24 protein-coding genes, 1 pseudogene and 1 riboswitch are annotated in these 26747 nt (G+C 73.4%); of the genes and pseudogenes, 8 read left to right on the forward strand and 17 right to left on the reverse strand.

The annotated features are described in order from the left end of the window. Nucleotides 1-240, reverse strand: a complete 240-nt coding sequence (locus tag PV343_RS17900; RefSeq protein ID WP_133919934.1) for an SCO4848 family membrane protein — start codon at nt 238-240, stop codon at nt 1-3. Between the two features lie 91 nt (nt 241-331). On the opposite strand from PV343_RS17900, the gene PV343_RS17905 reads away from it, so the two are divergent. Next, nucleotides 332-1579 carry a D-alanyl-D-alanine carboxypeptidase family protein gene (locus PV343_RS17905; RefSeq protein WP_415923498.1) on the forward strand — a complete coding sequence of 416 codons (1248 nt, stop codon included), beginning with the start codon at nt 332-334 and terminating at the stop codon, nt 1577-1579. Here the strand turns inward: PV343_RS17905 and PV343_RS17910 are convergent. Then, on the reverse strand, nt 1527-2444 hold the full coding sequence (locus PV343_RS17910; protein ID WP_319147922.1) for a YihY/virulence factor BrkB family protein: 918 nt from the start codon (nt 2442-2444) through the stop codon (nt 1527-1529). The two genes, PV343_RS17905 and PV343_RS17910, sit on opposite strands and share 53 nt — an antisense overlap. Before the next feature lie 85 nt (nt 2445-2529). On the opposite strand from PV343_RS17910, the gene PV343_RS17915 reads away from it, so the two are divergent. Beyond that, the gene (locus tag PV343_RS17915) at nt 2530-3264 is read left to right on the forward strand and encodes an SDR family NAD(P)-dependent oxidoreductase (RefSeq protein WP_319147923.1); all 735 of its coding nucleotides are present in this window, start codon (nt 2530-2532) and stop codon (nt 3262-3264) included. A 36-nt stretch (nt 3265-3300) separates the two neighbouring features. On the opposite strand, the gene PV343_RS17920 is transcribed toward PV343_RS17915, so the two are convergent. The 3 genes from PV343_RS17920 to PV343_RS17930 all read right to left on the reverse strand — a co-directional run bounded on the left by PV343_RS17920 (nt 3301) and on the right by PV343_RS17930 (nt 6637). Further along, nucleotides 3301-3876, reverse strand: a complete 576-nt coding sequence (locus tag PV343_RS17920; RefSeq protein WP_319147924.1) for a 2'-5' RNA ligase family protein — start codon at nt 3874-3876, stop codon at nt 3301-3303. A 169-nt stretch (nt 3877-4045) separates the two neighbouring features. Then, nucleotides 4046-5071, reverse strand: a complete 1026-nt coding sequence (gene trpS / locus PV343_RS17925; protein ID WP_387952603.1) for a tryptophan--tRNA ligase — start codon at nt 5069-5071, stop codon at nt 4046-4048. Between the two features lie 114 nt (nt 5072-5185). Further along, entirely contained in the window at nt 5186-6637 is a 1452-nt protein-coding gene (locus PV343_RS17930; protein WP_319147926.1) for a glycine hydroxymethyltransferase, read from the reverse strand. 33 nt (nt 6638-6670) lie between these two features. Further along, nucleotides 6671-6761: riboswitch (ZMP/ZTP riboswitch) on the reverse strand. Between the two features lie 93 nt (nt 6762-6854). Between PV343_RS17930 and rocD the strand changes: the two genes are divergently transcribed. After that, entirely contained in the window at nt 6855-8066 is a 1212-nt protein-coding gene (gene rocD / locus PV343_RS17935; RefSeq protein WP_319147927.1) for an ornithine--oxo-acid transaminase, read from the forward strand. Nucleotides 8067-8104: 38 nt separating this feature from the next. Here the strand turns inward: rocD and PV343_RS17940 are convergent, their stop codons facing one another. Beyond that, on the reverse strand, nt 8105-9289 hold the full coding sequence (locus PV343_RS17940; RefSeq protein WP_319147928.1) for a glutathionylspermidine synthase family protein: 1185 nt from the start codon (nt 9287-9289) through the stop codon (nt 8105-8107). A 14-nt stretch (nt 9290-9303) separates the two neighbouring features. Continuing rightward, a complete protein-coding gene (locus tag PV343_RS17945) occupies nt 9304-9660 on the reverse strand; it encodes a hypothetical protein (protein WP_319147929.1) in 357 nt (118 codons plus the stop codon). A gap of 120 nt (nt 9661-9780) precedes the next feature. Here PV343_RS17945 and PV343_RS17950 point away from each other — a divergent pair, with 120 nt between their 5' ends. Beyond that, a complete protein-coding gene (locus PV343_RS17950; protein ID WP_319147950.1) occupies nt 9781-10632 on the forward strand; it encodes a DMT family transporter in 852 nt (283 codons plus the stop codon). A gap of 101 nt (nt 10633-10733) precedes the next feature. On the opposite strand, the gene PV343_RS17955 is transcribed toward PV343_RS17950, so the two are convergent. Then, nucleotides 10734-12158, reverse strand: coding sequence for a PLP-dependent aminotransferase family protein (locus tag PV343_RS17955; protein WP_319147930.1), 1425 nt, complete (start codon nt 12156-12158; stop codon nt 10734-10736). Between the two features lie 46 nt (nt 12159-12204). Here PV343_RS17955 and PV343_RS17960 point away from each other — a divergent pair, with 46 nt between their 5' ends. The 3 genes and pseudogenes from PV343_RS17960 (at nt 12205) to PV343_RS17970 (ending at nt 13677) form a co-directional block, all read left to right on the forward strand. Further along, nucleotides 12205-12702, forward strand: coding sequence for a carboxymuconolactone decarboxylase family protein (locus PV343_RS17960; RefSeq protein ID WP_319147931.1), 498 nt, complete (start codon nt 12205-12207; stop codon nt 12700-12702). A 32-nt stretch (nt 12703-12734) separates the two neighbouring features. After that, nucleotides 12735-12943 (forward strand): annotated as a pseudogene (locus PV343_RS17965) (carboxymuconolactone decarboxylase family protein); the annotation flags it as partial. Then, a complete protein-coding gene (locus PV343_RS17970; RefSeq protein WP_319147932.1) occupies nt 12940-13677 on the forward strand; it encodes an isocitrate lyase/phosphoenolpyruvate mutase family protein in 738 nt (245 codons plus the stop codon). The pseudogene PV343_RS17965 and the gene PV343_RS17970, both read left to right, overlap by 4 nt. A 6-nt stretch (nt 13678-13683) precedes the next feature. Here PV343_RS17970 and PV343_RS17975 read toward each other — a convergent pair whose 3' ends face one another. The 6 genes from PV343_RS17975 to PV343_RS18000 all read right to left on the reverse strand — a co-directional run bounded on the left by PV343_RS17975 (nt 13684) and on the right by PV343_RS18000 (nt 22061). Next, nucleotides 13684-14643 (reverse strand): ABC transporter substrate-binding protein, encoded by a 960-nt coding sequence (locus PV343_RS17975; protein ID WP_319147933.1) that lies wholly within the window; start codon nt 14641-14643, stop codon nt 13684-13686. Between the two features lies 1 nt (nt 14644). Next, on the reverse strand, nt 14645-16582 hold the full coding sequence (locus PV343_RS17980; protein WP_319147934.1) for an ABC transporter permease: 1938 nt from the start codon (nt 16580-16582) through the stop codon (nt 14645-14647). Then, on the reverse strand, nt 16582-17775 hold the full coding sequence (locus PV343_RS17985) for a quaternary amine ABC transporter ATP-binding protein (protein WP_319147935.1): 1194 nt from the start codon (nt 17773-17775) through the stop codon (nt 16582-16584). Before PV343_RS17985 ends, PV343_RS17980 begins: the two co-directional genes overlap by 1 nt. After that, nucleotides 17772-19304, reverse strand: coding sequence for a GMC family oxidoreductase (locus PV343_RS17990; RefSeq protein ID WP_319147936.1), 1533 nt, complete (start codon nt 19302-19304; stop codon nt 17772-17774). Before PV343_RS17990 ends, PV343_RS17985 begins: the two co-directional genes overlap by 4 nt. A gap of 116 nt (nt 19305-19420) precedes the next feature. Further along, the gene (locus tag PV343_RS17995) at nt 19421-20941 is read right to left on the reverse strand and encodes an aldehyde dehydrogenase family protein (protein ID WP_319147937.1); all 1521 of its coding nucleotides are present in this window, start codon (nt 20939-20941) and stop codon (nt 19421-19423) included. Nucleotides 20942-21131: 190 nt separating this feature from the next. Further along, a complete protein-coding gene (locus PV343_RS18000) occupies nt 21132-22061 on the reverse strand; it encodes a LysR family transcriptional regulator (RefSeq protein ID WP_319147938.1) in 930 nt (309 codons plus the stop codon). A gap of 101 nt (nt 22062-22162) precedes the next feature. On the opposite strand from PV343_RS18000, the gene PV343_RS18005 reads away from it, so the two are divergent. Beyond that, entirely contained in the window at nt 22163-23569 is a 1407-nt protein-coding gene (locus PV343_RS18005) for an MFS transporter (protein WP_319147939.1), read from the forward strand. 4 nt (nt 23570-23573) lie between these two features. On the opposite strand, the gene PV343_RS18010 is transcribed toward PV343_RS18005, so the two are convergent. From PV343_RS18010 to PV343_RS18020, 3 genes are all read right to left on the reverse strand, one after another. Further along, the gene (locus tag PV343_RS18010; RefSeq protein ID WP_319147940.1) at nt 23574-24611 is read right to left on the reverse strand and encodes a hypothetical protein; all 1038 of its coding nucleotides are present in this window, start codon (nt 24609-24611) and stop codon (nt 23574-23576) included. Nucleotides 24612-24740: 129 nt separating this feature from the next. Further along, a complete protein-coding gene (locus PV343_RS18015) occupies nt 24741-25730 on the reverse strand; it encodes a malate dehydrogenase (protein ID WP_020941770.1) in 990 nt (329 codons plus the stop codon). Nucleotides 25731-26149: 419 nt separating this feature from the next. Then, a partial coding sequence (locus PV343_RS18020; RefSeq protein WP_319147941.1) for a DUF2690 domain-containing protein occupies nt 26150-26747 on the reverse strand: 598 nt, incomplete at its 5' end.

Here is a 26747-nt window from a genome sequence, read left to right on the forward strand (position 1 = left end):
CTATGAGGTGCGGCGCAGGGCGCGCAGACCGCGCAACCCGATGACCCCGATGACCGTCCCCCATACGAAGGAGACGACGGCCAGCAGCAGATGCACCCAGAAGTAGGCGGTCGGGTGACCGTCGTCGAAGGCGAGGCCGCTGCCGTCCTTGACCAGGTTCTTGACGAAAGTGACCCAGATGACCCAGCTCCACACCCCGAAGGCGAGCAGGAACCAGGAGACCGGGCGGCTGAGCTTCATACGGACAGTATCGCCGTCCGCCGTCCGGTTCCGTGTCCGGGGTGGGGTGCGAGGCGGGACTTCGCGGCCGGTGACCGGTACGTTTCCGACCGTGCCCGCAACCGAGAAGGCCGCCAGGCGAGCCCTGCCGGTCACCACCGCCGCGCTGCTGTCCCTCTCCGTCACCGCCCCGGCCGCCTTCGCCGCCCCGACCCCCTCGACCGGCCCGACGGCCACACCCCCGGCGCAGATGTCTCAGGTCGGCGGCGCCCGGCTGGGACAGCCCGGGACGCAGGTGGACCTCGCCGTCGGTGCGCCGGTGCTCCCCAAGGACCTCACCGCCCGTTCCTGGATCGTCTCCGACGCCGAGTCCGGCGAGGTGCTGGCCGCGCACAACGCGCACTGGCGGCTGCCCCCGGCGAGCACCCTGAAGATGCTGTTCGCGGACACCGTGCTGCCGAGGTTCCCGAAGACGACCGAGCACAAGGTGGTGCCGTCCGACCTGGCGGGCATGGGCGCCGGCTCCAGCGTGGTCGGGATAAAGGAGGGCCACAGCTACACCGTCCACGACCTGTGGCTCGGGGTGTTCCTGCGCTCGGGCAACGACGCCGTGCACGTGCTGTCGGCGATGAACGGCGGTGTCCAGCGGACCGTCCGGGACATGCAGGACCACGCCGACGAGCTCCAGGCCCTGGACACGCACGTGGTCAGCCCGGACGGCTACGACGAGCCGGCGCAGGTGTCCTCGGCGTACGACCTGTCGCTGTTCGCCCGCTCCGGGCTGCAGAAGAAGGACTTCCGCGACTACTGCTCGACGGTGAGCGCGACGTTCGGCTCCGCCGAGATCCGCAACACCAACCGGCTGCTGAGCGGCGACACCGACGTACCCGTCTACCAGGGCATCGCCGGGGTGAAGAACGGCAACACCACCCACGCGGGCGCCACCTTCACCGGGGTCGCCGAACGGAACGGCAAGGTGCTGCTGGTCACGGTGATGAACCCGCGGAAGCGCGAGCACAACGAGGTCTACAAGGAGACCGCGAAGCTGTTCGACTGGGGTTTCCAGGCCGCGGACAAGGTCCGGCCGGTGGGTGTCCTGGTTCCGCCGAAGAGCGCCGCGGAGCCCAGCGCGGAGCCGTCCGGCCGGCCGGCCGCGACCGCCGCGGCCGGGCAGGCGCAGGGCACCGGCGGGCCCGGCGCCAAGCCGGTGGCGAGCGCCACCGCCGGGAACCGCTCCGGCGGCGTCGGCACCGCGCTGGCCGTCGCGGGCGGGCTGCTGGTGCTGCTCGGCGGTGCGGTGTTCCTGGTCAACCGCCGTTGGCCGCTGCCGGATCTGATGCGCCGCCGGGCCCGGCCGTGACGCCCTCCACCTCCACCTCCTTGCTCTGCGTCGCCGTCCATGCGGCGCAGAACAGGACCAGTTTCGCGGTGAAGTTGATCCACAGCAGCAGGGCCACCGGGACACCGAACGCGCCGTACATGCTCTTCGCGGCGACTCCCTGGATGTAGCCGCTGAGCAGCAGCTTCAGCAGTTCGAAGCCGACGGCGCCGGTGAGCGCGGCCACCACGAGGCGGCGGCGCGGGGGTTCGGCGCCGGGCAGCAGGGTCAGGACGTAGAGCAGCAGCAGGAAGTCGGCGAGCACGGCGACGGCGAACGCCACGACGCGCAGCAGCACGCTGCCCCAGCTCATCCGGTCGATGCCGAGCTGGTCGGTCACCCAGCCCACCATGGCGGAGGCCACGGTGGAGATGGCGAGCGTGGCGACGACGGCGCCGCCCAGACCGACCAGGATGCCCGCGTCCTTGAGCCAGGCCACGAACGGGTTCTGCTCGTCGTCGGGCAGGTCCCACACCACGCGCAGGCAGTCGCGCACCTGGCCGACCCAGTTGATACCGGTGAACAGCAGCACGGCACCGGCGATGACTCCGACCGTACCGGCGTTCTGCACCAGGGAGTTGATGTCCAGCTGGTCGGCGAGACCGGGGATCTGCTGGGTGATCTTCGTCTGCACGTTCTTCTGCTGCGACTCGCTGAGGGTGGCCGCGGCGATCGCACCGCCCAGGGTCAGCAGCGGGAACAGGGCCACGAAGCTGACGAAGGTCATGGCGGCGGCCAGCCGCGTCCACTTCACCCGGTCCAGCCGCTCGAACGACCGCCAGGCGTGCGTGAGCGTGAGCCGCGTGACGATCGGCCCGATGCCGGGAAGCCGCTTCAGCCAGTCCATGATCGGACTCTGCCCGCTGCGTGTGCGCGTGAACACCGCGTTTCTTCAGCAAGACGGACATATGAGGGCGATACGGTCGGCTGTCATGAAGGATGCGACCGAGCTGCCCCAGTCCCTGCTCGTCCTCGGCGGCACATCGGATATCGCGCTGGCCACCGCGCGCCGTCTGATCGCCCGCCGCACCCGTACCGTCTGGCTGGCCGGCCGCCCCTCGCCCGCCCTGGAGGAGGCCGCCGGCCGGCTGCGCGCCCTGGGCGCCGACGTCCGCACCGTCGCCTTCGACGCCCTCGACCCCGAGTCCCACGAGCCCGTCCTCGACAAGGTGTTCGCCGAGGGACGCATCGACATGGTGCTGCTCGCCTTCGGCGTCCTCGGCGACCAGGCCCACGACGAACGCGACCACCTGCGCGCGGTCCGCGTCGCGCAGACCAACTACATTGGCGCCGTCTCGGCCGGTCTGGTCGCCGGCCGCGCCCTGCAGACCCAGGGGCACGGCTCGCTGGTCGTGCTCTCCTCGGTCGCCGGGGAGCGGGCCCGCCGCGCCGACTTCATCTACGGCTCCAGCAAGGCGGGCCTGGACACCTTCGCCCAGGGCCTCGGCGACGCCCTGTACGGCACCGGCGTGCGCGTGATGGTCGTACGCCCCGGACCGCTGCGCGCCGGGGGGCCGCTCACGACGACCCCGGAGGCGGTGGCCACGGCGATCGAGCTGGGCCTGCGCAGGCGTTCGGAGGTGGTGTGGGTGCCGGGATCGCTCCGGGTGGTGATGTCCGCGCTGCGGCACGCGCCGCGGGCCCTGTTCCGGCGCCTGCCGCTCTAGGGCCTGGCGTCCGGACCGGCCCGGCGCGCCCCGCGGTCAGCTCACGGAGCTGCGGCCCACCCCGCGCAGCGCCTGCGGCGGCACCACGGCCCCGCCGAAGGTGTACTCGCGCAGCTTGCGCCACACGGCGTCGGCGCCCTGCTCGTAGAGCGCGAACCCGGTGCACGGCCACTCGGCCTCGAAGCCGGCCAGCTCCGCGAAGGCGCGGTCCATCGCCGCCTCGTCGATGCCGTGGGCGACCGTGACGTGCGGGTGGTACGGGAACAGCAGCTCGCGCGCCATGGGCCCGGAGGAGTCCCGGACCCGCTGCTGGAGCCAGGCGCAGGACTCGGCGCCCTGGACGACGCGGACGTAGACGACCGGCGACAGGGGCCGGAAGGTCCCGGTCCCGGACAGCCGCATCGGGAACGGGCGGCCGGCCGCGGCGACCCCGGTGAGGTGGGCGTCCACCGCCGGCAGGTCCGCCGCGTCCACCTCGGTCGGCGGCAGCAGGGTGACGTGCGTGGGGATGCCGTGAGCCGCGGCGTCGCCGAAGCCCGCGCGCCGCTCCTGGAGCAGGCTGCCGTGAGGCTCCGGGACCGCGATCGAGACGCCGATCGTTACGGTCCCCACGTCGTCTCCTGTCGTCGTGTGTTGTCTGCCGGCCGTCGTCGTGCGGGCCGTCGGATATCGACTGTACGACCACGGGTGTCCTGTCGGCAGGCGCAGCGGAAGTGATGTGCAGCGCTCCGCCCGGCCGGGCGTGCGAACGGTCGTGCGCCCCGGCGCCGGTCCGTGCCCCTCAGTGCTTCGCCGGCAGGAAGCCGACGCGCTCGTAGGCCTGCGCGAGCGTCTCCGCGGCCACGGCACGCGCCTTCTCCGCGCCCTTGGCCAGTACCGAGTCGAGCGTCTCGGGGTCGTCCAGGTACTGCTGGGTGCGCTCCCGGAACGGCGCGACGAAGTCGACCATGACGTCGGCGAGGTCCGTCTTGAGCGCGCCGTACATCTTGCCCTCGTAGTCCGCCTCCAGTTCCTCGACCGACCGGCCGGTGAGCGTGGAGTAGATGGTGAGCAGGTTCGACACGCCCGGCTTGTTCTCCACGTCGTAGCGGATCACGGTGTCGGTGTCGGTGACGGCGCTCTTGACCTTCTTGGCGGTGGTCTTGGGCTCGTCGAGCAGGTTGATCAGGCCCTTCGGCGTGGACGCCGACTTGCTCATCTTGATCGACGGGTCCTGAAGGTCGTAGATCTTCGCCGTCTCCCTGAGGATGTACGGCTTCGGGATGGTGAAGGTGTCGCCGTAGCGACCGTTGAAGCGCACCGCGAGGTCGCGGGTCAGCTCGACGTGCTGGCGCTGGTCCTCGCCGACCGGCACCTCGTTGGCCTGGTACAGCAGGATGTCGGCGACCTGGAGGATCGGGTACGTGAAGAGGCCGACGGAGGCACGGTCGGCGCCCTGCTTGGCGGACTTGTCCTTGAACTGGGTCATACGGCTGGCCTCGCCGAAGCCGGTGAGGCAGTTCATGATCCAGGCGAGCTGGGCGTGCTCGGGCACATGGCTCTGGACGAAGAGGGTGCAGCGGTCGGGGTCGAGACCGGCGGCCAGCAGCTGCGCGGCGGCCAGGCGGGTGTTGGCCCGCAGGTGGGCCGGGTCCTGCGGGACCGTGATCGCGTGCAGGTCGACGACCATGTAGAACGCGTCGTGGGACTCCTGGAGGGCCACCCACTGGCGGACGGCGCCCAGGTAGTTGCCGAGGTGGAACGAGCCTGCCGTGGGCTGGATTCCGGAGAGCACGCGGGGTCGGTCAGCAGAGGCCATGTCGCCCATTCTCTCATCGGCGGAGGGCGGCATCGGCCCGTGAGGGGGAGGAGTTCCGGGCGCGGGGGGCCGCGGGCCGCCCGTGGCCGCCCGCGCGGTTCCCCGCGCCCCTCACGGGGCGTTTCAGCCCAGGTCGACCTCCGGGTACAGCGGGAAGCCGGCCACCAGGTCCGTCGCCCGCTGGGCGATCTCCTCGGACACCTTCGTGTCCAGGACGTGGGCCGCCTTGGACGGGGCTCCCGACTTGGTGGTGCCCGCCTCGGTGGTGGTCAGGACGCGGTCGATCAGGCCCGCCACCTCGTCCATCTCCGCGGTGCCCAGGCCCCGGGTGGTGAGCGCGGGGGTGCCGACGCGGATGCCGGAGGTGTACCAGGCGCCGTTCGGGTCGGCCGGGATCGCGTTGCGGTTGGTCACGATGCCCGAGTCGAGCAGGGCGGCCTCGGCCTGGCGGCCGGTGAGGCCGTAGGAGCTCGCCACGTCGATCAGGTTGAGGTGGTTGTCCGTGCCGCCGGTGACCAGAGTGGCGCCCCGGCGCATGAGGCCCTCGGCGAGCGCGCGGGAGTTGTCGACGATGCGCTGGGCGTAGTCCTGGAAGGCGGGCTGCCGGGCCTCGGCGAGGGCGACCGCCTTGGCGGCCATCACGTGCGGGAGCGGGCCGCCGAGCACCATCGGGCAGCCGCGGTCGACCTGGTCCTTCAGGGAGTCGTCGCACAGCACCATGCCGCCGCGCGGGCCGCGCAGCGACTTGTGGGTGGTGGTGGTGACGATCTGGGCGTGCGGGATGGGGTCGTAGTCGCCGGTGAGGACCTTGCCCGCGACCAGGCCCGCGAAGTGGGCCATGTCGACCATGAGGGTCGCGCCGACCTCGTCGGCGATCTCGCGCATGATCCGGAAGTTCACCAGGCGCGGGTACGCGGAGTAGCCGGCGACGATGATCAGCGGCTTGAACTCGCGGGCCTGGGTTCGCAGCGCCTCGTAGTCGATGAGGCCGGTGGCCGGGTCCGTGCCGTAGGAGCGCTGGTCGAACATCTTGCCCGAGATGTTCGGGCGGAAGCCGTGGGTGAGGTGGCCGCCCGCGTCCAGGGACATGCCGAGCATCCGCTGGTTGCCGAAGGCCCGGCGCAGCTCGGCCCAGTCGGCCTCGGACAGGTCGTTGACCTGGCGGACGCCGGTCTTCTCCAGGAACGGGACCTCGACGCGGTCGGCGAGGACGGCCCAGAAGGCGACCAGGTTGGCGTCGATGCCGGAGTGCGGCTGGACGTAGGCGTGGCGGGCGCCGAACAGCGCCTTGGCGTGCTCGGCGGCCAGCGACTCGACCGTGTCGACGTTGCGGCAGCCGGCGTAGAAGCGGCGGCCGATGGTGCCCTCGGCGTACTTGTCGCTGAACCAGTTGCCCATGGTGAGCAGGGTCGCCGGGGAGGCGTAGTTCTCGGAGGCGATCAGCTTGAGCATCTCGCGCTGGTCGGCCACCTCCTGGCCGATGGCGTCGGCGACCGCCGGCTCCACCGCGCGGATGACGTCGAGGGCCGCGCGGAAGGCGGTGGACTCGGTGGAGAGGGGCTGCTGCTCTGGCATGGGGACCTCCGGACGGCGTGCGTTTCGGCGTTCACGTTCGGCCCAGGCGCACGGCACTGATTTCCCGCTCGGGCCGCTCCCCGATGGTCCGTCCCATCCCAGCGCGCCAGTCACGGCCCGCTGATCAGCCTACCGGGCACGCCGGAGCGGGGAGGTCCCGCGTCCACCATGCGAGCGACGATAGGAAGGGGTCCACCGTCCTAGCCGGGGAGAGGCCGTGACCGCTGCCGAAGACCTCATCGCCACCGCCGACGCGCACAGCGCGCCCACCTACCGTCCGCTGCCCGTCGTCGTGGCCACGGCGGAGGGGGCCTGGATGACGGACGTGGAGGGGCGGCGGTACCTGGACCTGCTGGCCGGTTACTCGGCGCTCAACTTCGGGCACACCAACCGGCGCCTGGTCGAGGCGGCCCGGCGGCAGCTGGAGCGGGTGACGCTGACCTCGCGCGCCTTCCACCACGACCGCTACGCCGCGTTCTGCGCGGAGCTGGCCGAGCTGTGCGGCATGGAGATGGTGCTGCCGGTGAACACCGGTGCCGAGGCCGTGGAGAGCGCCGTGAAGACCGCCCGGAAGTGGGGCTACCGGGTGAAGGGGGTGCCCGCCGAGATGGCGAAGATCGTGGTCGCGGGCGGCAACTTCCACGGGCGTACGACGACGGTCATCAGCTTCTCCACCGATCCGGAGGCACGCGCGGACTTCGGCCCGTACACGCCGGGCTTCGAGATCGTGCCGTACGGCGACCTGACGGCGATGAGGTCGGCGCTCACCGAGAACACCGTGGCCGTGCTGCTGGAGCCGATCCAGGGCGAGTCCGGGGTGATCGTGCCGCCGGCCGGCTATCTGCCGGGGGTGCGGGAGCTGACCCGCGAGCGGAACGTGCTGTTCATCGCCGACGAGGTGCAGTCGGGGCTCGGGCGGACCGGGCGGACCTTCGCGTGCGAGCACGAGGGGGTCGTGCCGGACGCGTACGTGCTGGGCAAGGCGCTGGGCGGCGGGATCGTGCCGGTGTCGGCGGTGGTGTCGAGCGCCGAGGTGCTGGGGGTGTTCCGGCCGGGCGAGCACGGGTCGACGTTCGGCGGGAACCCGCTGGCCTGCGCGGTGGCGCTGGAGGTGATCGCGATGGTGCGCTCCGGCGAGTTCCAGGCGCGGGCGGCCGCGCTGGGCGAGCGGATGCACCGGCGGCTGGCCGGGCTGCGTGGCACGGGCGGGGTGACGGCGGTGCGCGGGCGCGGCCTGTGGGCGGGCGTGGACGTCGCCCCGCGGGTCGGCACGGGCCGGGAGGTGTCGGAGCGGCTGATGGACCGGGGTGTGCTGGTGAAGGACACCCACGGGGCGACCGTCCGGATCTCCCCGCCGCTGGTCATCGGCGAACAGGACCTGGACTGGGGGCTCGACCAGCTCGCTGCCGTGCTCGAAGGTGCGGGCTGACGGGCATCAGGCGAAAAGCTCCGGCTGTCGTGCTCCCGCTAGAGGATCACGTGCGGCACGAAGCGGGCGTACTCGTCGGTGATCAGCCCCGAGGACTCGCGGATGCCGAGGCCGGCCGGTTCGTCCCGGACGACCCAGGCGCCGAGGACGACGTGGTTGCCGTCGAAGGCGGGCAGCGGGGCGAGGCCCTGGTAGCAGCAGGCCTCCTCGCGGGCGGCGGGCGCGGTGCCCGGCTCGTGCACGGTGACGCCCGCGCCCTCGCGGCCCAGCAGGGGCTTGGCGACCCAGCCGGTCGACGCGGCCAGTTCGCGGGGCCCGTCCAGGTAGGCCGGGAGCAGGTTCGGGTGGCCGGGGTACAGCTCCCAGAGGATCGCCAGCAGGGCCTTGTTGCTCAGCAGCATCTTCCAGGCGGGTTCGATCCACAGGGTGCTGCCCGTGCCGCCGCCGTTGTCCAGGGTGTCCAGGACGTGACCGGCGAAGAGGTCGGTGGTGAGCCACTCCCACGGGTAGAGCTTGAAGACGCCGCGGATGAAGCGGAGCCCGTTGTCCACGAAGCGGCCGGAGAGGGTGTCCCAGCCGATCTCCTCCATGGAGATCCAGTCGGTGGCGAGCCCGGCCTGCTCGGCGGTCTCCTTGAGGTAGGCGACCGTCATCAGGTCCTCGCCCAGTTCGTCGGCGCTGGAGTGCGCGAAGTGCAGCGGGCTGCCCGGCGGGAGCAGCGCGGCCTGCTCGCGCCAGGCGTCGACGAGCCGTTCGTGCAGGGAGTTCCACTGGTCGGCGCCGGGGAAGCGCTCCTCCATCCAGAACCACTGCGGTGAGGCGGCCTCGACCAGGGAGGTGGGCGTGTCGGCGTTGTACTCCAGCAGCTTCGCCGGGCCGGTGCCGTCGTAGCGGAGGTCGAAGCGGCCGTAGACGGAGGGGAGTTCGGCGCGGCGCCGCCAGGACTCGGTGACGGCCTCGGCGACGCGCGGGTCGGTGATGCCGAGGTCGGCGAGGCGGCCTTCGGCCACGATGTGCGCGGCGGCCGCGAGGCACATGCGGTGCAGTTCCGCGACGGTGTCCTCCAGCGCCTCGACCTCCTCCAGGCCGAAGACGTAGTAGGCGCTCTCGTCCCAGTAGGGGCGCAGCGAGCCGTCGGGATGACGGGTCAGGGGGTAGACGAGTCCCTGGGCCTCGACGGTCTGCTGCCAGCCAGGGCGGGGCGTGGTGGTAAGGCGTTCCATGGGGCGGGTCCTGCTCAGCCGCCGGAGCTGCCGTGGCCGCCGCCGAAGCCGCCGCGGTGGACGCCGCCGGAGGAGCCGCCCGAGCCGCCCGAGCCCTTGCCGGGCTTGGTGAAGGAGCCGCCGCCGACCCAGGAGCCCTTCTTCTTGCCGCCGTAGTACCAGCCGGCGTGGACGGACGACTTGGCGGTCTTGCAGTTCCGGTCCGAGACGACCTTGTAGCCCTTGGCCAGCTGGTAGCTGTCGCGGTCGACGCAGCGCTTGTCCGGCTCGGACGAGCAGGCGGTCAGGGCGGCGGCGAGCAGGCCCATTCCGCCGAGGACGACCGTGGTCGAGCGGAGCTGTCCGCGGATCTCCGGTCCGGTGTGCGCCATGGTGGTGTCTCCCCCGTTCGCTGCCTGTGTGCGGCGGTCAGCCTAGAGACCGGTGAGAGCCGGGGACTGCGCGGGGGTGGGGGCCGCGCCCTCCCCTAGAGTCGCTTCGTGCTCTTTGGAATGGTGTGCGCCCTGGCCGCGGCTCTCTGTTTCGGCACGGCGACCGTGCTGCAGGCGATCGCCGCGCGGGACGCCGGGACGGGTGGGGGCGGCGAGGCGGCCCTGCTGCTGCGGGCGCTGCGGCAGTGGCGGTACCTGGCCGGGCTGGCGCTGGACGGGCTGGGGTTCCTGTTCCAGATCGCGGCCCTGCGGTCCCTGCCGATCTACGCGGTCAGCGCGGCCCTCGCGTCGAGTCTCGCGGTCACGGCGGTGGTCGCGGCACGGCTGCTGCGGGTGCGGCTGAGCCGCACGGAGTGGAGCGCGGTGGGCGTGGTCTGCGCCGGTCTCGCGATGCTGGGGCTGGCGTCCGGGCCGGAGGGCGGGGAGCAGGGGTCGGCCGCGCTTCAGTGGGCGATGCTCGCGACGGCCGTGGGCATGCTGGTGCTCGCGCTGCTGGGCGGCCGGCTCTCGGGGCGGCTGCGGGCCCTGGTGCTGGGGCTGGGGGCGGGCTTCGGGTTCGGGGTGGTGGAGGTGTCGGTCCGCCTGATCGACTCGCTGCGGCCGGCCGACCTGGTCGCCGACCCGGCGGTCTACGCCCTGCTGACCGGCGGTGCCGCCGCGTTCATCCTGCTGACCTCGGCCCTGCAGCGCGGCTCGGTGACGACGGCCACGGCCGGCATGGTCATCGGCGAGACGATCGGCCCGGCCGCGGTGGGCGTCGTCTGGCTCGGCGACCGCACCCGCGAGGGCCTGGCCTGGCTGGCGGTCCTGGGCTTCGCGGTGGCAGTGGCAGGCGCCCTGGCCCTGGCCCGCTTCGGCGAGGCACCGCCACCCGTGGACCAGGACGAACCCGAGAACGCTCCGGCCCACTGAGCGACGGACCCGACGCACGGGCATCACCGCTCCTCGCCGCCGGCCCCGACGCGGGCGTCGCCGGGCCGTCACGGCAGCGCCTGCCGCGAGCGTCCCGCCCCTCACGGCAGGACCCTGCACAAGGCCTCCAGCGCCCCTGTCCACGCGCTGTCCGGTGGCGTCCCGTAGCCCACCACCAGGGCGTCCAGTGGCTCGGTGACGGCCTGGGGGTGCCGGTGGAAGGTCAGGCCGTGCAGGGCCAGGCCCTGCCAGGTGGCGGCCTGGACGACCGACTGCTCGGTGCCGGGTGGCAGGCGCAGGACGGCGTGCAGGCCGGCCGCGATGCCGGTGACCCGGACCTCGGGCGCGCGGTCCGCGACGGCGGCGGCGAGGGCGTCCCGGCGGCGCCGGTAGCGCAGCCGGGCGGAGCGCACATGGCGGTCGTATGCGCCGGAGGTGATGAACTCGGCCAGGGTCAGCTGGTCCAGCACCCCGCAGGTGTCGATGGCGCCCTTGGCGGCGATCACCTCCTCCAGCAGGGACGGGGGCAGCACCATCCAGCCGAGGCGCAGACCGGGGGCGAGGGACTTGCTGGCGGTGCCGAGGTAGACGACCCGGTCGGGGGCGAGGCCCTGGAGGGCGCCGACGGGCTGGCGGTCGTAGCGGAACTCGCCGTCGTAGTCGTCCTCCAGGACCGGCCCGCCGGTCCGGCGCGCCCACTCCACGACGGCGGCCCGCCGGTCGGGGTGCAGCGGGGTGCCCATGGGGAACTGGTGGGCGGGCGTGACCAGGACCGCACCCTCGTCGCCCAACGCGTTTGTGTCGGTGCCCAGTTCGTCGTACGGCAGTGCGCGGGTAGCCAGATCCGCGTCCCGCAGCAGTCCCCAGTGGGCGTCGAGGCCGTACGACTCCACCGCCACCGTCCGCGCCCCGCGGGCCCGCAACACGGTGCCGAGGAGGCGCAGCGCGTGCGAGAAGCCCGCGGTGATCACGACGGCCCCGGGGTCGGTGCGCACGCCGCGTGCCCGGGCGAGGTAGCCGGCGAGGGCGGTGCGCAGTTCGGGCCGGCCGCGCGGATCCCCGTAGCCGAGGGCGTCGAAGGGCGCGGTGGCCAGGGCGCGGCGGGCGGCCCTGAGCCACTCGGCGCGCGGGAAGGCGGCCAGGTCCGGGGTGCCGGGGACGAGGTCGTGGACCGGCCGGCCCGGCTCGCGGGGCCGGCGCGGCGCACCCTGCGAGGACGCCGGGACCGCCCTTCCCGGCGGGGCGGAGGGCGTGACGGGCACCCCCGTGGCGACCCGGGTCCCGGAGCCCTGGCGGGCGGTGAGCCACCCCTCGGCGACCAGGTCGGCGTAGGCCTCGGCGACGGTGTTGCGGGCCAGGCCCAGGTCGGCGGCGAGACCGCGGGAGGACGGCAGCCGGGTGCCGGGAGCGAGGCGCCCGGTGCGCACCGCGTCCCGCAGCGCGTCGGTGAGACCTTTGCGCAGCCCGTTGGAACCGGCCGGTTCCAGGTGGAGGTCGACTCCCAGAGTGGCCCATGAATTCGCCATGGAAATGGACCATACTCCTGGGCTTCCCGGCTCCTAGGGTCGAACCATGAGCACTGCACAGGAAACCGTCGAGTACGCCACCGAACACGCCCCCCGGCTCGCCTGGGCCGAGCACGCGCCCGAGGTCTACAAGGCGATGATCCGCCTGGACGCGGCCGCCAGGCGGGGCCTGGACCCCACGCTGTACGAGCTGGTGAAGATCCGCGCCTCGCAGCTCAACCACTGCGCCTTCTGCCTCGACATGCACACCAAGGACGCGCTCGCGGCCGGCGAGAGCGTGGAGCGGATCGTCCAGCTCAGCGCGTGGGAGGAGTCGCGGCACTTCTACACGGGGAAGGAGCTGGCCGCCCTCGAACTGACCGAGGCCGTCACCGTGCTCACCGACGGCTTCGTGCCGGACGAGGTGTACGAGCGGGCCGCCAAGCACTTCGAGGAGGCCGAGCTGGCGCAGCTGATCGCCGCGATCGCGGTGATCAACGCGTGGAACCGGTTCGGGGTGGCCACCCGGATGGTGCCGGGCCACTACAAGCCGGGGCACCAGTGAGCCGGACGCGGACGCTGGACCGCGAGGTCGGCTACAGCGAACGGGAACGAGCCGCGCCGGCGCTGACCGAGGCGGTCACCGTGCTGACGGACCGGTTCGTGCCCGACGACGTGTACGGCACCGCCGCCAAGCATTTCGACCAGGGCGAACCGGCCCACCTCATCGGGCTGGTCGCCTCGTCAACGGCTGGAACCGCCTGATGGTCAGCCACCGCGTCCCACCGGGAGGGTACCGGCCATGAGCGCACCGGCCACGGACAAGGCGGACCTGTTCCGCACGCTGCACCGGGTGCGCCCGCACGGCGACCCGCTGGTGCTGCCCGGCCCCTGGGACGCGGCGAGCGCCCGGGTGTTCGCCGAGGCCGGGTTCCCCGCGCTGGCCACGCCCAGCGCCGGGGTCGCCGCCTCCCTGGGGTACGAGGACGGCGAGACCCCGGCCGACGAGATGTTCGCCGCGGTCGCCCGGATCGCCCGGGCCGTGGACGTGCCGGTGTCGGCGGACGTCGAGGGCGGCTACGGGCTCGCGCCGAAGGAACTGGTGGAGCGGCTGCTGGAAGCCGGCGCCGTGGGCTGCAACCTGGACGACTCCGGGCCAGGGGGCGTCCTGCGGGACGTGCACCGGCACGCCGACCACCTCGCCGAGGTGCGCGCGGCCGCCGCCGACCGGCTCTTCGTCAACGCCCGCGTCGACACCTTCGTGCACGGCGACGGCGATCCCGAACGGGCCATCGAGCGGGCCGCGGCCTACGTGGCGGCGGGCGCGGACTGCGTGTACCCGATCCTCGCCCCGGCCGACGTGCTGCCCCTGCTGCGGTCCGGCATCGCCGGCCCGCTCAACATGCTCGCCCGGGCGGACGGCGAGGGCCCCTCGCCCGCCGTGCTCGGCGAACTGGGGGCCACCCGCGTCACGTTCGGGCCGGGACTCCAGCGGCGGTCGGCGGCCGCGCTGCGCGAGATCGCCGCGGAACTGTCCTGACCCGGCTCAGGACAGCCACCGCTTCCACACGGAGGGGTGGCTGTCCACCCACTTGCGCGCAGCCTCCTGCGGCGACAGCTTCCGGTCGGCGATCATCAGGGAGACCTCGTTCTGGTCCTCCGTCGTCCACTGGAACTTCTTCAGGAACGCGGCCGCGCTGCCGCCGGACTTCGCGAACCCGGCGTTGAGGTACTTCTGCAGCGGGGTGTGCGGGTAGGCGCAGGCCACCTTGGCCGCATCCGCGTCGCAGCCCTCCTTGTACGGCGGCAGCTTCACCTCCGTCATGGGGACCTTCTTGAACAGCCACTGGGGCGAGTACCAGTAGGTCAGGAAGGGCTTCTTCTCCTTGGCGAACTGCTTCATCTGGGTGATCTGCGCCGCCTCGGAGCCGGCGAAGACGACCTGGTAGTCCAGCTTCAGGTTCTTCACCAGCGCCTTGTCGTTGGTGACGTAGGACGGGGAGCCGTCCATCAGCTGGCCCTTGCCGCCGCTCTCCGCGGTGCGGAACAGCGAGGCGTACTTGTCGAGGTTCTTCCAGTCGGTGATGTCGGGGTGCTGCTTGACGAGGTACGTCGGCACGAACCAGCCGATGTGCCCGGTGACGCCGAGGTCGCCGCCGCGCGTGATGGTCCGCTTGTCGGTGACGTAGCGCTTCTCCTGGTCCGGGTGGCCCCAGTCCTCCAGGATCGCGTCGACCCGGCCCTGGCTGAGCGCGTCCCAGGCGGGCACCTCGTCCACCTGGACGGTGTCGACGCGGTAGCCCAGCTTGTGTTCGAGCAGGTACTGGGCGACGGCCACGTTGGACTGGGCGCCCACCCACGACTGCACGGACAGGGTCACGGACTTCGCGCCCCGGGCGTTCGCGAACGGCGAGGCCTGCTTGGTCATGTCGGCGGCGCCGCAGCCGGTGAGCAGCGCGAGCGCGGACGCGCCTGCGGTCACCGTGAGGGTCGTACGGAATCGCATGTCAGGCTCCCTTCCCCGGGCGGCGTCCGGTCGGCTGGGTCACCCGGTCGAGCATCAGGCCGAGGCAGACGATGGCGGCTCCGGCGACCAGACCGGTCGCCAGGTCGCCCTGGGCGAGGCCGAAGGTCACGTCGTAGCCGAGGGCGCCGCCGCCGACCAGGCCGCCGATGATGACGACGGCGAGGACCAGGACCACGCCCTGGTTGACGGCGAGCAGCAGCGACCGCCGGGCGAGCGGCAGTTGCACCTGCCAGAGCTGCTGGCGGCCGGTGGCGCCGAGCGAGCGCGCGGACTCCAGGGCGGCGGCGTCGACCTGGCGCAGGCCCTGGGTGGTGATCCGCACGACGGCCGGGAGGGCGTAGACGACGGCCGCGGCGACGGCGGGGGCGCGGCCGACGCCGAACAGGGCGACGACCGGGATCAGGTACACGAACTGCGGCATGGTCTGGAAGACGTCCAGCACCGGGCGCAGGACCCGTTCGACGCGGTCGCTGCGGGCGGCGGCGATGCCGGTCGCGAAGCCGAGGACGAGGGTGACGGCGACGGCCGCGAGGACCTGCGAGAGCGTGTCGAGGGAGGGCTGCCACACGCCCAGGACTCCGATCGCGGCCATGGCGAGCACCGCGGTCAGGGCGGTGCGCCAGGTGCCGATCAGCCAGGCCGCGGCGGCGACCAGCAGCAGCACCGCCCACCAGGGCAGCCACTGCAGGCCGGCCCTGACCGGGTCCAGGACCCAGGTGGTGAAGTGGCCGGCCCAGTCCGCGGTGCCGCCGACGACGGGGACGCCGGAGTACAGGTGGGCGGTCATCCAGTCGACGGCACGGTTGACCGGCTCGGCGATGGCCAGGGTCCAGGAGGACGGCCAGTCCAGGCGGCCGAGCAGCCGGCCGCCCACGGCGACGGCCACGGTGACGGCGAGCGCGTAGGGCAGGCCGATGGTGCGCGAACGGGTGGTGCCGTCGCCGGCCGCCGCGGTGACGCGGTCCAGGACGACGGCGAGCAGCACGATCGGGATGCCGGCCGCGAGGGCCGCGCCCACGTCGACGGAGGCGAGTGCCTGGTAGACGCGGTCGCCGAGGCCGCCGGCGCCGATCACGGAGGCGATGACGGCCATGGACAGCGCCATCATGATGGTCTGGTTGAGGCCGAGCAGGAGTTCCTTGCGGGCCAGCGGGATGCGTGCGGTGAGCAGCCGCTGCCGGGCGGTGGCGCCTAGCGACTCCACGGCCTCCAGGACTTCGGGGTCGGCTCCGCGCAGGCCGAGCGCCGTCAGGCGGGCCATCGGCGGGGCGGCGTACACGACGGTGGCGAGCACGGCCGCGGGGACGCCGATGCCGAAGACCAGGACGACGGGGAGGAGGTACGCGAACGCCGGCAGCACCTGCATGGTGTCCAGCACCGGGCGCAGGGCGCGGTCCAGACGGTCCGAGAGACCGGCGGCCAGGCCGAGCACGGCGCCGACGGCCACGGAGACGAGGACGGCGACGACCATCAGCGCGAGCGTCTGCATGGTGGGCACCCACATGCCGAGCGCTCCGCAGGCCAGGAAGGCGACGGCGGTGCCGGCGGCGAGGCGGACCCCGGCGACCCGCCAGGCGACCAGGGCGGTGAAGGCGGTGACGCCCATCCAGCCGGCGGCGAGCAGGGTCAGGTAGACGGCGCGCACGGAGAGCACGACCGCGTTGCTGATGTAGCCGAAGAAGTAGAGGAACAGCGGGTGGCTGTCGCGGTTGTCGATGACCCAGTCGCTGGCGCCGGCGAGCGGCTTGGACAGGTCGACGGTGAGCGCGTGCGGCCAGGCGCCGCTCCCCCAGCGGCTGTGCAGCAGGGGTACGGCGACGGCGGCCACGACGGCCAGCACGAGCAGCTTGGCCGCGGCGCGGTTTCCGAGCAGGCCGGGCAGGGTGGGCCGGGAGGCCGGGGCGGCGATCGTGGCCATCAGACGACCTCCGGGCTGGTGCGGGGCGCCGGTGGGCCCGGGAGCGGGTCCGGGGCCCCGGTGTCACCGGCGCCGGCGTCGGCGTCCTGGCCGTCGGTGCGGGCGTCCGTGGTCCCGGCGTCGGGGCCGTAGGTGCCGACGCCGGCCACGACGCCGAGCAGGCGGTCCTGGTCCACCACGCCCAGGCACCTGCCGTCGTCCATCACGCGGGCCGGGGCGCCGGCGCGGGCCACCGCCTCGATGGCCTCGGCGACCGTGGCGTCCGGGCCGATGGCGGGGCCGGAGCCCGCCTCCTCCAGGGCGGCCGGGCGCATGGCCGTACGGGCCGTCATGACCTGCTCGCGCGGCACGTCGCGGACGAATTCGCGGACGTAGTCGTCGGCCGGGGACCCGACGATCTCCTCCGGGGTGCCGAGCTGGACCACGCGGCCGTCGCGCATCAGGGCGATGCGGTCGCCGAGCTTCAGGGCCTCGGACAGGTCGTGGGTGATGAAGACCATGGTGCGGCCCTCCTCGCGGTGCAGGCGGGCCACCTCGTCCTGCATGTCGCGCCGGATCAGCGGGTCGAGGGCGCTGAACGGCTCGTCGAAGAGCAGGACCTCGGGGTCGACCGCGAGCGCGCGGGCGAGGCCGACGCGCTGGCGCTGGCCGCCGGAGAGCTGGGCGGGGCGGCGCTTCTCCATGCCCGCGAGGCCGACCTTCTCGACGAACTCGGCGGCCCGCTCGCGCCGTTCGGACCTGCCGACGCCCTGGACCTCCAGGCCGTAGGCGACGTTGTCCAGGACCGTGCGGTGCGGGAGCAGGCCGAAGTGCTGGAAGACCATCGCGGCGCGGTGGCGGCGCAGCTCGCGCAGCCTGGTCCGGTCCATGGCGCGGACGTCCTCGCCGTCGATGGCGATGGTGCCCGCCGTCGGCTCGATCAGCCGGGTCAGGCAGCGCACGAGGGTGGACTTGCCGGATCCGGACAGGCCCATCACCACGAACACCTCGCCCCGGCGCACGTCGAAGGAGACGTCGCGGACGGCGGCGGTGCAGCCGGTGCGGGAGCGCAGCTCGGCGGGGTCGAGCGCGCTGAGGTCCGGGTCCGCGGGGACGCGGTCGGCCTTCGGCCCGAAGACCTTCCAGAGTCCCTCCACGGAGAAGACGGGAGCGTCGCCGGTAGGGGGCTTGCGTGTGGGTACCGTGAGCGTCATCGGACGTCACCTCCGATCAGGTCGACGGCCTTCTCCCCGACCATGAGCACCCCGATCATCGGGTTCACGGCGGTCATGGTCGGGAAGACGGACGCGTCGGCGATGCGAATTCCGTCGAGGCCGCGGATCCTCAGTTCGGGATCGACCACGGCGAGTTCGTCGTCGGCGGCGCCCATCCTGCAGGTGCCGGCCGGGTGGTAGACGGTGTGCGCGACCTTGCGGGCGTACTCGCTCAGCTCGGCGTCGTCCACGACGTCCGGGCCGGGGCAGACCTCGCGCTTGAGCCAGCCGGCCAGCGGCTCGCTGTTCGCGATCTCGCGGGCGATGCGGATGCCGTCGACGAGGGTGCGGGCGTCGTAGTCCTCGTCGTCGGTGAAGTACCGGAAGTCCAGGGCGGGCTTGACCGACGGGTCGGCACTGGTCAGGTACAGGCGGCCGCGGCTGCGGGGCTTTGGGATGTTCGGGGTCATCGAGACGCCGAACTCCGGCCGCTCGTAGCCCAGTCGCTCCGGGTTGTCGGTGAACGGGATCTGGTAGAAGTGGAACATCAGGTCCGGACCCGGGTGTTCGGGGTCGCGGCGCACGAACAGGCCCGCGTCGGAGTCCATCGCCGAGTTCTCCGGGATCGGCCCGTGGGTCTCCCAGACGATGACCGACTCGGGGTGGTCGAGCAGGTTCTCGCCGACGCCCGGCAGGTCGTGCGCCACGGGGATGCCGAGCGCCTCCAGGTCGGCGCGGGGGCCGATGCCCGAGTGCAGCAGCAGCCGGGGCGAGTCGACGGCGCCCGCGCACAGCAGCACCTCGTTGCGGGCCCGGACCAGCAGTTCCTCGCCGGCCTTGGTGCGCACGTGGACGCCCTCGGCGCGGGTGCCGTTCAGCTCCAGGCGGTGGGCCCAGGTCTCCAGGAACAGGGTGAGGTTGGGGCGCTCGTCCATCACCGGGTGCAGGTACGCCACCGAGGCCGAGGAGCGCTTGTTGTCCTCGGGGTGGTAGGCGAGGTCGAAGAAGCCGACGCCCTCGGTGAACGGCTTCGTGTTGAAGCCCTCGACGCGGGGCACGCCGAGCGCCGACTGGGCGGCGTCGACGAAGTCGCGGGCGATGGCGTTCCGGTCGTTCTCGTCGACCGGGACGATGTTGTTCTCGAGCCGGGCGAAGTAGGCCTCCATGGGGACGGCGCCCCAGCCCTTGGCGCCGGCCGCCTCCCACTCGTCCCAGTCGGACGGCAGCGGCTTGAAGGAGATCAGGGTGTTGTGGGAGGAGCAGCCGCCGAGGACCCGGGCGCGGCTGTGCCGGATGTGCGAGTTGCCGCGCGGCTGTTCGGTGGTCGGGTAGTCGTAGTCGAGGTCGCCACCGAGCAGGCCCATCCAGCGGCGCAGGGTCAGCACGTCGTCGCGGCCGACGTCGCTGGGGCCGCCCTCGATGACGGCGACGGTGACGCCGGGGTCCTCGGTCAGCCGCGAGGCGATGACGGAACCGGCGGTTCCGCCGCCGATGACGACGTAGTCGAACTCGTGGGTGTGATCGGGCATGAGGTGGTTACTCCTGGGGGGTGGGAGGACAGGCGGAGTCCGGGAGCGGGGATGTGTGGGGCCCTGCTCCCGGACTCGTGCGCCGCGGGCTCGCGACGCCGACCGGGACGGGCGGGTCAGCCGGCGAACCAGCGCACCGGCTTCGGTGCGAGGTTCTGGTAGACGTGCTTGGTCTCGCGGTACTCGGCGAGCCCGGCGGGGCCCAGTTCGCGGCCCGTGCCGCTGCGGCCGAAGCCGCCCCACTCCGCCTGCGGCAGGTAGGGGTGGAAGTCGTTGATCCAGACGGTGCCGTGGCGCAGCCGGCCCGCCACCCTGCGGGCCCGGCCGGCGTCGGCGGACCACACGGCGCCGGCGAGGCCGTACTCGGTGTCGTTGGCCAGGAACACGGCTTCCTCCTCGGTGCGGAAGGTCTCCACGGTGAGCACCGGGCCGAAGACCTCCTCACGCACGACCTTCATCTCGCGGTGGCAGGCGTCGAGGACGGTCGGCTCGTAGAACCAGCCGCTCTCCGGGCGTTCCGGGGCCGGTTCGGGACGCCGGCCGCCGCAGCGCAGCACCGCGCCCTCGGCGAGTGCGGAGGCGACGTACGCCTCGACCTTGGCCCGCTGCTGCTCGGAGACGAGGGGGCCGCACTCGACACCGTCCTCGGTGCCCCGGCCGAGCCTGATCCGCTGGGCACGGCGGGCGAGTTCGGCGACGAAGCGGTCCCGGACGGACTCCTCCACGATGAGCCGGCCACCGGCCGAGCAGACCTGGCCGCTGTGGATGAAGGCGGCGTTGAGGGCCTGGTCGACGGCGGTGTCGAAGCCCTCCTCGGTGGCGCAGGCGTCGGCGAAGACGACGTTCGGGTTCTTGCCGCCGAGTTCGAGGGCGACCTTCTTCACGGTGGGGGCGGCCGCCTGGGCGACCTTGGTGCCGCTGGCCAGGCCGCCGGTGAAGGAGACCAGGTCGACGCCGGGGTGCTCGGCGAGCCGGGCGCCGACGGTGTGGCCGGGTCCGGTGACGAGGTTGGCCACACCGGCCGGCAGGCCGGCCTCGGCGAGCAGTTCGAGCAGCGCGATCGTCGTCATGGGGGTGATCTCGCTGGGCTTGATCACGAAGGTGTTGCCCGCCGCGAGCGCCGGGGCGATCTTCCAGCTGGCCTGGAGCAGCGGGTAGTTCCAGGGGGTGATCAGCGCGCAGACGCCGACCGGTTCGTGCACGACGACGCTGTGGACGTCGGGTGTGCCCGCGTCGACGACCCGGCCGGGGGCCTCGGCCGCGACGAGGTCGGCGAAGTAGCGGAAGGCGTCGGCGACGCAGTCGATGTCGACGCGGCCCTCCTCGGCGGTCTTGCCCGCGTCGCGGCTCTCCAGCAGGCCGAGCCGCTCGCGGTCGCGCACGAGCAGGCCGGCGACCCGGCGCAGCAGGGCGGCGCGCTCGGCGACGGGGGTGCCGGGCCAGGGGCCGTGGTCGAACGCCTGGCGCGCGGCGGCCACCGCCCGCTCCGCGTCCTTCTCGTCGCCCTCGGCGACCACGGCGAACGGCCGGGCGTCCGCGGGGTCGAGGATGTCGCGCGTGGCGCCGGAGATCGCCTCCAGCCATTCGCCGCCCGCGTGGATCGTCGCCCGGGCCTGTCGTTCCGTTCTGTCCGCCATGATCGGTATTGCCTTCCGTTCCTGTTCCGTGCCCCTCTGTCACAGTCGTGTCACGCTCGGGGACCGCCACCGCCTGCCCAGGCCCCGTCGTCCGTATGCGCGATCGATGGGGGAAAGTAAGCGGGGTCACTGAACGGCGGGGAGAAACCGGACATAGCCGACCCGGTGCCGACCGGGCGGGCACGGTGGGTCACCGGCCGGGCGGCTCGCTCCGCAGCACCTCGCGTACGCAGCCGCGCAGCCAGGCGTGCGCGGGATCGGCGTCGTGGCGCGGATGCCAGGCGAACCCGACCTTGAGCGGGGGGAGTTCGAGCGGCACCTCGAAGGCGACCAGGCCCAGGGTGGTGGCCAGCGGGCGGCCCCAGTGGCCGATCAGCCCGATCAGGTCGGTGTCGCGCAGCACGAAGAGTGACGCCGGATAGGTGCCGACCGTGCCCACCACCCGCCGCCGCAGACCGAGAGCGGCCAGCGCGTCGTCGACCGGCCCGTGCTGCCGGCCGCGCCGCGAGACGATGAGGTGGCCGGCCTCCACCGCGAACCGCTCGGCCGTCAGCCCGCCCGTGAGCAGCGGGTGCCCGGACCGTACGACGCCCAGCATGCGCTCCTCGTGCACGGTCTCCACATGTACCTCGGGATCGACCGTGTCGATCACGCCGACCTCCAGATCGGCGGTGCCCTGGCGCAGGAACGGGCCGTCCACGTGGCTCTCGGACAGGAAGCGCAGGCGGACGCCGGGCGCCTCGCGGGCGGCCCGCGCGAACAGGGCGGCGCCGTGGGTGGCGGCGATCGTGTCGTGGCCGAGGATCGTGAAGGTGCGGCTGACGGTGCGCAGGTCGGTGTCCCGGCCCGGCGTGAACAGGGCCCGGGCCCGCTCCACCACCGCGCCGACCTCGGCGCGCACGGCGAGCGCGTGCGGGGTAGGCACCATCCGCCGGCCGGCGCGCACCAGCACCGGGTCGCCGAGCGCCTTGCGGATGCGGCCCAGGGTGCGGCTCATGGCCGGCTCCGACAGGTGCAGGCGGCGCGCGGCGCCCTGGACGCTCTGCTCCTCCAGGAGCACGTCAAGGGCGAGCAGCAGGTTGAGGTCGACGCCGGCGGGTGAGCCGGTGGATTGCGTCATGCGCAACCGTCCTTTGCAAAGGTTGCACTGGAAAGCAGGTCAGGGGCGAGCCTACGGTGACGGGGCATCCCACACCAACCGCTCAGCTCCCGGGAGGAGCCGTGCCCGTGCACGCCCTGAAACGCCCCACCCTGCTCGCGCTGTGCGCCTGCGTCCTGGTCGCCCAGAGCATGGTCGCCGCCATCAACCTGCTGATCCCGCAGCTCGCCGCGTCCTCGCTGCACCCCTCGCACAGCGAGATCATGTGGACGGTCGACGCGTACGTCATCGTCTTCGCCGGGCTCCTCGTCCCGGCGGGCGCGCTCGGCGACCGGTTCGGCCACAAGGGCGCGCTGCTCACCGGGCTCGGCCTGTTCGCGGCGGGCGCCGCCACCAGCGCGCTGGCCATCGGCCCGGCCGTGCTGATCGCGGGCCGTGGCCTGTCCGGCGCCGGAGCCGCCCTGATCACCCCGGCCACCCTGTCAATCCTCATGCGGCTGTCCGCGCCCGGGCACCGGGCCCGCTCGATGGCCGCCTGGACCCTGGCGCTCGGCCTGGGCGGCGCCGCCGGCAACCTGGGCGGCGGCCTGGCCGGGCAGTTCCTGTCCTGGCGGGCCCTGTTCGCGGTCATGGTCCCGCTCGCCGCGCTGCTCGCCGCCGCGGTCGCGGTCACGACCCCGCGCACCGAGCGCTCCCGCCTCGCCCACCCGGACCCGGCCGGCACCCTGCTGCTCACCGCCGGGCTGGTCGCGGTCCTGTTCGGCATCATCGAGGGTCCCGACCACGGCTGGGCCTCCGCCCGCATCCTCGGGGCCTTCGCCGCGGGCGTCCTGCTGCTCACCGCGTTCACCGTGCACGCCCTGCGCTCGGCCGCCCCGCTGTTCGACCCGCGCGTCTTCGCCTCCTCCCGGCTGCGCGCCGCCTCCCTCGGCACCGCCACCGGCTTCTTCGGCCTGTTCGCCCTGTTCTTCGTCAACTCGCAGTACCTGCAGGAGGTGAAGGGCTACGGGGCGGCTCTCACCGGGGTAGCGATCCTGCCGCTGCCCGTCGGCATGGCACTCGCGCAGCGGCTGGCCGCGCGCTGGGCGGACCACCCGCGCGCGGTGATCGGCACCGGGCTCGCCCTCATCGGCCTCGGTCTGCTCGGCGTCTCCACGGTCGACTCGGGCACCTCCTACGGGGCCTACGCCGGCTGGCTGCTGGTCGTCTCGGCCGGCACCGGTCTGTCGATGCCCGCCCTGACCCTCGGGGTCGTCACCTCGCTCCCCGCGCACCAGGCGGGGCTCGGCTCCGGCCTGGGCACCACCGCCCGCGAGACCGGCGCCGCCCTCGGCGTCGCGGTCACCGGGACGGTCCTGTCCGCCCACCCCGACCTCGCCCACGGCATGGGCCCGGCCCTGCGCGCGGTCGCCCTGGTGGTCCTGGCGGCCACGGCACTGGTGACCGCGGGCTACGGCGGCCGCACCACCGACCGCGTGGTCACGGCCGGCCCGGCGGAGCGCCGGGAAGCGGCACTCCCCCGCGCCTGAACCACTACGAGCAGGCGGCATCCGTCGGGCAGAACGAGGCCAGGGCCGTGGTGAGCGGCGCCCGGACCAGGGCGTCGGAGAGCCGCTCCGGTCCGCTGGCGCGGAGGGCGTACAGGGTGCCGTCGGCCGCCCGGAAGCGGTGGTCGACGACGCGGCGGGCGCCCTTGTCGGGGTCGTCGTAGCGGTACGACAGCTCGGCCCAGGTGTCCCCGGTGGCGCGGTCGAGGGCCTGGTAGCCGGGCTCGCGGGCGTAGCCGTAGCCGGGGTCGTTCTCGGCGAGGTCCAGCGACTCGGCGACGGTGGCCTCGGACAGCTCGAAGATCTGCAACTGGCGGCCGTCGGACGGGGAGTCGTAGAACACCACGGCCGCCTTCTCCCCCTGCTTCTCGCGCCGGGTCCAGCCCGCGGGGACGGAGACGGCGTAGCCGACCGGGTCGTGGACGAGGCGGTAGCCCGCCGGTGCCGTCCGGCCCGGGGCGGCGGTCGCCGGGTCGGAGGACGCGCCGGAGGCCGTGCTGGAGCCGGAACCGGAATCCGGGGCCGAGCCGGAGCCGGCGGAGTCGTCCGAGGCGTCGGAGGCGGAGGCGGAGACGCCGGTGGCCGGCGCGGACGACGCCGGGGTACCGGTGCCGCCGCGGTCCCGGCCGAGGTACCAGACCCCGAAGCCGGCCCCGGCTCCGACCAGCACCATCGCCAGGACCAGGGCGACCAGCCGGCCGCCGCGCGCGGAACGGGAGGCGGGGGCGGGCCCGGGCCCGTACGACGGGTGCGACGGCGGGTACGCCCGCGGGTACGACGGCGACGCGTCCGGTACCGGCGTGGGCGAGGCGCCTGCCTGGGTGGGGGCGGTGGCCCAGGGCGGCGGTGCCGGGGTGTCGGCGGGTGCCGGGGTCAGGGGCGCGGTGCGGGTCTCCTCGGACGCCCACGCGGGCGGGGTGACCGGCCCGGACGGCCAGGCCGGCCGGCCTCTGTCGGCACCCGGCTCACCCTCGGGACCCGGGTCGTGCCCCTCCCCGCCGGTCCATCCGTTCCATCCGCTCATCACGAACCCCCCGAAACGCCCGCCCTGTACTGCTGTCGACAGTAGCGGCGAAAAGGGGCGCGGGCCCCGCTCCGGACGAAACCGGAACAGGGCCCGCGCACACGCGTGGCGAAACCGCCCGAGTCGGGCTCAGATGAGGCCCAGGGAGCGGACCGCCTCGCGCTCCTCGGCGAGCTCCTGGACGGAGGCGTCGATACGGGCGCGGGAGAACTCGTTGATGTCCAGGCCCTGGACGATCTCGTACTTGCCGTCCTTGGTGGTGACCGGGAAGGAGGAGATCAGGCCCTCCGGGACGCCGTAGGAGCCGTCCGACGGGATGCCCATGGAGGTCCAGTCGCCCTCGGCGGTGCCGTTGACCCAGGTGTGCACGTGGTCGATGGCGGCGTTGGCGGCGGAGGCCGCGGAGGAGGCGCCACGGGCCTCGATGATCGCGGCACCGCGCTTGGCTACGGTCGGGATGAAGTCCTCGGCCAGCCACTTCTCGTCGTTCACGACCTCGGCGGCGTTCTTGCCGGCGACCGTGGCGTGGAAGATGTCCGGGTACTGGGTGGCGGAGTGGTTGCCCCAGATGGTCAGGCGCTTGATGTCCGCGACCGTCGAGCCGGTCTTCTTCGCGAGCTGGGTCAGCGCGCGGTTGTGGTCCAGACGGGTCATCGCGGTGAAGCGCTCGGCCGGGACGTCCGGCGCGGCGGCCTGCGCGATCAGCGCGTTGGTGTTGGCCGGGTTGCCGACCACGAGGACCTTGATGTCGTCGGCGGCGTGGTCGTTGATGGCCTTGCCCTGCGGCTTGAAGATGCCGCCGTTGGCCTCCAGCAGGTCGCCGCGCTCCATGCCCTTGGTGCGGGGGCGGGCGCCGACGAGGAGGGCCACGTTGGCGCCGTCGAAGGCCACGTTGGGGTCGTCCGTGATGTCGATGCCCTGGAGCAGCGGGAACGCGCAGTCGTCCAGCTCCATGGCGGTGCCCTCGGCGGCCTTGAGCGCCGGGGTGATCTCCAGGAGGCGCAGCTTGACCGGCACGTCCGCGCCGAGCAGCTGGCCGGAGGCGATGCGGAAGAGCAGGGCGTAACCGATCTGGCCGGCCGCGCCGGTGACGGTGACGTTCACGGGAGTGCGGGTCATGGCGTTCTCCGTATGACAGCTGGCGGTGGGGCTTCGCTGCCCCGTGCGGATGATCGATCTCTTGGCGTCAAGAGAGATCCAGCGGTCAGGCTATCGCGCATCCGGCATGCGAGACGTCCGGGGCCCTGTGGCCCAGCCCACAAGCCGGATGCCCGGTCGGCAAAAGGCGGCCGCCCGTCCGGGAGAGGAGGGACGAGGACGGCCGCCGGGGGGTACCGGATTGCCGGACTCCCGTGGGGGTACGGTTCGCGTTCCCAGGATCCGGCGGGCCATGCGTCCGCCTCACGAATTCCACCCGGAACAGTGACCGCGGGCCGCCGTTCGCCGCTTTCCGGCCGTGCGGCGCCGTGCGGCGCCGTCCGCGCCTCCGGCCGACTGAGCCGTCCGGCCGACTGAGCCGACTGAGCCGACCACACCGGCTACTTCGTACAGCCGGTGCGCCCGGAGGCGAGGGTCGCGCAGGCCTTGGCCTCGGCCGCGTCCTTCACGGCGACCATGGGCGTGTAGGCGATGGTGTCGCCGACCTCGGTGATGTCACCGCTCTGCCGCACCTTGCCCGCGGAGACCCGGACCTGGTCGCCCTGGGTGCCGCCGGTGATCCGTCCCCAGGCCGCGCCGCAGGTCTTGCTGTAGCGGACCTCCAGGGTGGCGGTGCCGAGGGCGGCCGTCTTGGCGGTGGTCACCAGGTCGCCGCTGCACCCCATGGACTCGGCGTCCTTGCCGGTGCAGGAGGAGCCGCTGCACTTGACCCCGGGGGGCGGGGTGGGGTCGCTGCTGGCGCTCGGGGAGGGCGACTTGGCGGCGTTCGCGTCCTTGCCGCCGCCGTCCGGCCGGGTGAGGAAGAAGACGGCCGCGACGACGACGAGGACGCCGACGACCCCCGCGAGGAACATCGTCAGCCGCCGCTTGCCGCCCGTGCCGGTGGCGCCCACGGCGGGCCGCGGCGCCTGCGGCTGACCGCCGTACGGGTCCGGGGTGCCCGGCGGCCGGCCCGGGCCGCCCGGCGCGGGCTGGGGC

This window comes from Streptomyces sp. WI03-4A, from assembly GCF_033792105.1.
GTDB lineage: Bacteria > Actinomycetota > Actinomycetes > Streptomycetales > Streptomycetaceae > Streptomyces > Streptomyces collinus_A.

Excerpts from the sequence above, each read along its gene's own strand:
- PV343_RS18000 (WP_319147938.1), bottom strand. The coding sequence starts at position 22,061 with ATGACGCAATCCACCGGCTCACCCGCCGGCGTCGACCTCAACCTGCTG.
- PV343_RS18015 (WP_020941770.1), bottom strand. The coding sequence starts at position 25,730 with ATGACCCGCACTCCCGTGAACGTCACCGTCACCGGCGCGGCCGGCCAG.
- PV343_RS17950 (WP_319147950.1), top strand. The coding sequence starts at position 9,781 with ATGGTGTGCGCCCTGGCCGCGGCTCTCTGTTTCGGCACGGCGACCGTG.
- PV343_RS17995 (WP_319147937.1), bottom strand. The coding sequence starts at position 20,941 with ATGGCGGACAGAACGGAACGACAGGCCCGGGCGACGATCCACGCGGGC.
- PV343_RS17945 (WP_319147929.1), bottom strand. The coding sequence starts at position 9,660 with ATGGCGCACACCGGACCGGAGATCCGCGGACAGCTCCGCTCGACCACG.
- PV343_RS17915 (WP_319147923.1), top strand. The coding sequence starts at position 2,530 with ATGAAGGATGCGACCGAGCTGCCCCAGTCCCTGCTCGTCCTCGGCGGC.
- PV343_RS17900 (WP_133919934.1), bottom strand. The coding sequence starts at position 240 with ATGAAGCTCAGCCGCCCGGTCTCCTGGTTCCTGCTCGCCTTCGGGGTG.
- PV343_RS17960 (WP_319147931.1), top strand. The coding sequence starts at position 12,205 with ATGAGCACTGCACAGGAAACCGTCGAGTACGCCACCGAACACGCCCCC.
- PV343_RS17940 (WP_319147928.1), bottom strand. The coding sequence starts at position 9,289 with ATGGAACGCCTTACCACCACGCCCCGCCCTGGCTGGCAGCAGACCGTC.
- PV343_RS17910 (WP_319147922.1), bottom strand. The coding sequence starts at position 2,444 with ATGGACTGGCTGAAGCGGCTTCCCGGCATCGGGCCGATCGTCACGCGG.
- PV343_RS17930 (WP_319147926.1), bottom strand. The coding sequence starts at position 6,637 with ATGCCAGAGCAGCAGCCCCTCTCCACCGAGTCCACCGCCTTCCGCGCG.
- PV343_RS18010 (WP_319147940.1), bottom strand. The coding sequence starts at position 24,611 with ATGAGCGGATGGAACGGATGGACCGGCGGGGAGGGGCACGACCCGGGT.
- PV343_RS17985 (WP_319147935.1), bottom strand. The coding sequence starts at position 17,775 with ATGACGCTCACGGTACCCACACGCAAGCCCCCTACCGGCGACGCTCCC.
- PV343_RS17975 (WP_319147933.1), bottom strand. The coding sequence starts at position 14,643 with ATGCGATTCCGTACGACCCTCACGGTGACCGCAGGCGCGTCCGCGCTC.
- PV343_RS17990 (WP_319147936.1), bottom strand. The coding sequence starts at position 19,304 with ATGCCCGATCACACCCACGAGTTCGACTACGTCGTCATCGGCGGCGGA.
- trpS (WP_387952603.1), bottom strand. The coding sequence starts at position 5,071 with ATGGGCGACATGGCCTCTGCTGACCGACCCCGCGTGCTCTCCGGAATC.
- PV343_RS17955 (WP_319147930.1), bottom strand. The coding sequence starts at position 12,158 with ATGGCGAATTCATGGGCCACTCTGGGAGTCGACCTCCACCTGGAACCG.
- PV343_RS17970 (WP_319147932.1), top strand. The coding sequence starts at position 12,940 with ATGAGCGCACCGGCCACGGACAAGGCGGACCTGTTCCGCACGCTGCAC.
- PV343_RS17980 (WP_319147934.1), bottom strand. The coding sequence starts at position 16,582 with ATGGCCACGATCGCCGCCCCGGCCTCCCGGCCCACCCTGCCCGGCCTG.